This window comes from Robinsoniella sp. RHS, from assembly GCF_001029355.1.
Taxonomy (GTDB): Bacteria; Bacillota; Clostridia; order Lachnospirales; family Lachnospiraceae; genus Robinsoniella; species Robinsoniella peoriensis.
Map to the genome: position 1 here is coordinate 1 of NZ_JNGB01000228.1, position 3897 is coordinate 3897.

Consider the following 3897-nt stretch of genomic DNA (forward strand, 5'->3'; position numbering starts at 1 on the left):
TCTTCATAATATCTTGGAATTATCATTTTAGAATCCTCCTGTAATTTTTATAGAAATACAAAACCGTATCTGATCTGTCATTGATCATGTTTAATACTGATTATAAATTCCGGATCATAAAATTTCCATATCCAGGATAGGCGAATATATGCACAAAATGATACAAATGTTATTGTAACTATAATCTTCCCGCGTTATAATGAAAACATAGCTGCGACCAGAAAGTCTAACGCAGTAAGTTTGGACAAATGGCTGGTACTTTGCAATGGTTATCAGCTGGTTGCTGCAATTATATCAGACCGGAGGTATTATAATGTATTCTAACTCAGGCTATTTTAATGATGTTGATATTGATATTTTGGATCAGGAACATGAAATTTCAGTTTACAGCTGCGGTAATTACCGCTTCATATCCCGGAAAGAAATGGTTACCCTCCGCCCAAACGGACGCCTTGATTATCAACTGATCTACGTTGCCCAGGGTAAAGCCGATTTTGAAAAAAATGATGTTCGAAAAGAACTCGCTGCAGGCAGTCTGATTCTTTACCGTCCTTCGGAGCCCCAGAAATACTATTACTATGCAAAGAATACGCCGGAACTCTTCTGGGTACATTTTTCCGGTTATGGAGCAGAAACGCTGTTAGAAGCTGCCGGGTTTAAAGAACAGGATATCCTGGAGATCGGATTCACATCTGAATACACGCAGCTTATGAATAAAATGATACGGGAGCTCCAGTTAAAACGTCCGGGACACAGCGAGTTACTGGCACTGTATTTCCGGGAGTTCCTCACGTTAATTTGCAGATATCAGCTGGAAAAACGCCTTGGCAGAACAAAGAAAAAAACAGAAATTGAAACAGCGGTACATTATTTTAACGAACATTTTCCTCAGGAGCTGAGTATTCAGGAATATGCCGCCAAAAACCATATCAGTACCTGCTGGTTTATCCGAAACTTTCGCCAATATATGGGCATGACGCCTATGCAGTATATTACTTCCATCCGTATGACAAAAGCAAAAGAATTACTGGAGACAACCGATCTTACCATAAATGAAATCGGTGACCTGATCGGCTATCAGAATGCGCTGTACTTCAGCAGGATCTTCAAGAAAACTGTTGGTACTGCGCCCACTGCATATCGACAGTCTATATAGGGCGAACAAATTCAGCTTAAATTGGGGTTTAGCTGAGTAAGGGGACGCTTTGTAGATGTAGGTAGTGTACGGAAAGATGGGTGTGGGAAACTGGCATGGGCTCCGTCAGCTGGCCGCAGAACTGGTATTTTCTAACCTTTCCGAAGCGCTTTTTGGCGGCACGCGGGCATTCGCTCCGAAATCCTGATGCATTTCGCAGCGAATGCCCGCGTGCCGCCAAAAAGTGCTCCGGAAAGGTTAGAAAATGCCAGTTCTGCGGTAAGCCTTCCAAACCAATGTCCTGGTCCGCCCCCTTCTCTTTCCGTACAATACCTATCATCTACAAAGCGTCCCTTTCTTAGCAAACCCCCAATTTCTACATATCCATAAAACACAAAAAACAGGGACTCCTATATCCCTGTTTTTTCAAAATATGCCCTCAAACAAAGTGCATCTTCCAATGTATTCTTCCAACCATATTTTTTCAAATCCACTCTCAGATCCGAACTCACTTCCACGCCTTCTTCCATAAGAAGCACGTCCTGCTTATCCGGATCCTGAAAACATCCTGCACCGGAGAGATATCCCTGATGATTTACGATCCTGTGGGCAGGCAGATTATCCCCGGAGAAATTATGCTTAAGCGCATAGCCGACCTGTCGTGAATTTTTAGGTTTTCCGCATAAAAGGGCAATTTGACCGTAGGTTGCCACTTTACCCGCGGGAACTGTTTTACATACCACTGCCACTCTTTGATAAAAATCCATATTACAGCCGATATCCCGTCTCAAAATCTATTCTGTTCTTAAGCGGTTCTCCTACGGCAAACCTTCTCCTGTTTTCTAATGCAATCCCTACAATCCGCTCCAAAGTTTCAGGTATAGAATACCCACCGGAAACGTGGGGTGTTAAGATCAGATTATCCAGATCCCAGAGAGGGTGCTCCTTTGGAAATGGCTCCGGTGTGATGACATCAAGTCCCGCACCGGCAATCCATTTTTCCTTCAAGGCTCGATATAAAACCTCCGTATCGATTAAACTTCCTCTTCCTACATTTAATATGATTGCAGAGCTCTTCATCTTTTTAAACCGTTCTTCGCTCATGAACCCAATCGTCTTATCATAAGCCGGCATGGAAAGCGCCACAATATCCGCCCTTTCTAGAAGTCTGTCCACATCCTCTTCATAATACAACTCATCTACATATCCCGGCTTCTCGCTTTTCCTGCGCTTAACGCCAATTACATGGCTCCCCAGGGCTTTCATCCTTTTGGCATACTCCATCCCGATATCTCCAAGACCGATCACCAGGACAGTACTTCCCATAATTGTACTTACGCCGCTCTCATAATGCCATCTGTGATTTATTTGGTTGCGGACATACAATGCGGTATTTTTCTTTAATGCAAATGTTAGCCCCACCATAAACTCCCCAATTGACAGACCATATGCTCCTGAAGCATTGGTCAGAATCGTACCTTCTGCCAGCACTCCCGGATTACAATAACCGTCCGTACCGGCACTATTTAGCTGCAGCCACTCTAAATTGGCAGAGCCTTCAATAAATTCCGGCGGCACATTGCCGATAATAATATTTGCCTCCTGAACCAGTTCCCTGGTTACGGACTTATACTTTGTATATTGATAGCTGGCGCCCGGATCTATTTGTTCCAGGTCCATGCGCTGTGCCTCAGCCATTGGCAGCGTTACTAAGATATTCATAGGGAATGCCTCCTGTCTATTTATGCCTGGAGATTACCATTTTGCCATCCGCTATTATAGAATGTATCATATTCCTTCCATGCATCATCCCAGCTTGTGTATGCCTCATCGCCACGTTTATCACTAAAATCATAATGCTCGTTTATATAACGTCCAAGATATGCCGTTACCTTCCGGGCACCTCTCGAGTTCAAATGAATCGGATCAATATAATCCGTTGTAAAGTCGATACCTAATTCATCATATAGATCCTGTTTGTTAAAATTAATATAATCAAATCCATACTCTTTTACAATTTCAAATACCTTATTCATCTGCTTTTGTGCATTCTGAGACATCGATCCTGGCATAGAAGTAAACAAGAACTTCAAATCATTCGCTTTCCCATATTCTAATATTTCCAGCAAAATCTCTGACTGAAGTTCCGATATATCACCTATTTTATCGGTTGTCTTAGGTCTTTTCTGGGTTTCTACAGTAAATGCATTTTTTTCATAGACACCCTTCATCTGCCTCTCCGGTATTGTAAAATCGTATTTATTCAACTCTTCCCATCTCGGATGATATTTAATAAATGGAATATAAAAAGACATCTTGTGATCCAGGAATGACTTATCTTCATTATATTTCTCTGCGTATGTAAAAGCTTTGCCTAGAACATCCAGCCGGTTCTTCGAAAACTTCATATTATCCGTCAGACGCCGGATCTTAAACTCCTGTAATTCTAATTTACTGCTTCTTAATCCGCGTAAGTCAATAATAAAGAACTTTGTATTCTGCTTTTTATGTATTTCTTCTATCAAATTAGTAACAAATGGTAATGGCAGACTGTCCGTAGACATAGGATATAATGCCACGCCGTACTCATTCCAGGCAAGAGGGGCTGCCCATGCACGGTCTACCACACTGCTGCCAATTAGTGCACCATCCCATGAATTCTTTGTCTCTCTTTTATAAAATGCTTCATAGCGGTCATTAATTTCTATTGAAGCCGGTTTAACAAATATTCCATTCATCACATAAAAAGCACCACCTGCAAG

General features: G+C 42.0%; 5 protein-coding genes. 2 read left to right on the plus strand and 3 right to left on the minus strand.

Annotation, left to right across the window (positions count from 1 at the left end):
- Window positions 1–313 precede the first annotated feature (313 nt).
- Both RHS_RS28965 and RHS_RS32320 read left to right on the plus strand, forming a co-directional pair.
- Window positions 314–1156, plus strand: coding sequence for a helix-turn-helix domain-containing protein (locus RHS_RS28965; RefSeq protein WP_027295482.1), 843 nt, complete (start codon window positions 314–316; stop codon window positions 1154–1156).
- 64 nt (window positions 1157–1220) lie between these two features.
- On the plus strand, window positions 1221–1343 hold the full coding sequence (locus RHS_RS32320) for a hypothetical protein (protein WP_255348096.1): 123 nt from the start codon (window positions 1221–1223) through the stop codon (window positions 1341–1343).
- Window positions 1344–1545: 202 nt separating this feature from the next.
- Here the strand turns inward: RHS_RS32320 and RHS_RS28975 are convergent, their stop codons facing one another.
- From RHS_RS28975 to RHS_RS28985, 3 genes are all read right to left on the minus strand, one after another.
- Window positions 1546–1902, minus strand: coding sequence for an MGMT family protein (locus RHS_RS28975; protein ID WP_027295481.1), 357 nt, complete (start codon window positions 1900–1902; stop codon window positions 1546–1548).
- Between the two features lies 1 nt (window position 1903).
- Window positions 1904–2857 carry an NAD(P)-dependent oxidoreductase gene (locus RHS_RS28980; protein ID WP_047835166.1) on the minus strand — a complete coding sequence of 318 codons (954 nt, stop codon included), beginning with the start codon at window positions 2855–2857 and terminating at the stop codon, window positions 1904–1906.
- Between the two features lie 20 nt (window positions 2858–2877).
- Window positions 2878–3897: hypothetical protein (locus tag RHS_RS28985; protein ID WP_395023652.1), on the minus strand; the 1020-nt coding region annotated here is incomplete at its 5' end.

What these genes read in the sequence shown, in the direction of transcription:
- RHS_RS28980 (WP_047835166.1), bottom strand. Translation starts at nt 2,857, where the DNA reads ATGAATATCTTAGTAACGCTGCCAATGGCTGAGGCACAGCGCATGGAC.
- RHS_RS28965 (WP_027295482.1), top strand. Translation starts at nt 314, where the DNA reads ATGTATTCTAACTCAGGCTATTTTAATGATGTTGATATTGATATTTTG.
- RHS_RS28975 (WP_027295481.1), bottom strand. Translation starts at nt 1,902, where the DNA reads ATGGATTTTTATCAAAGAGTGGCAGTGGTATGTAAAACAGTTCCCGCG.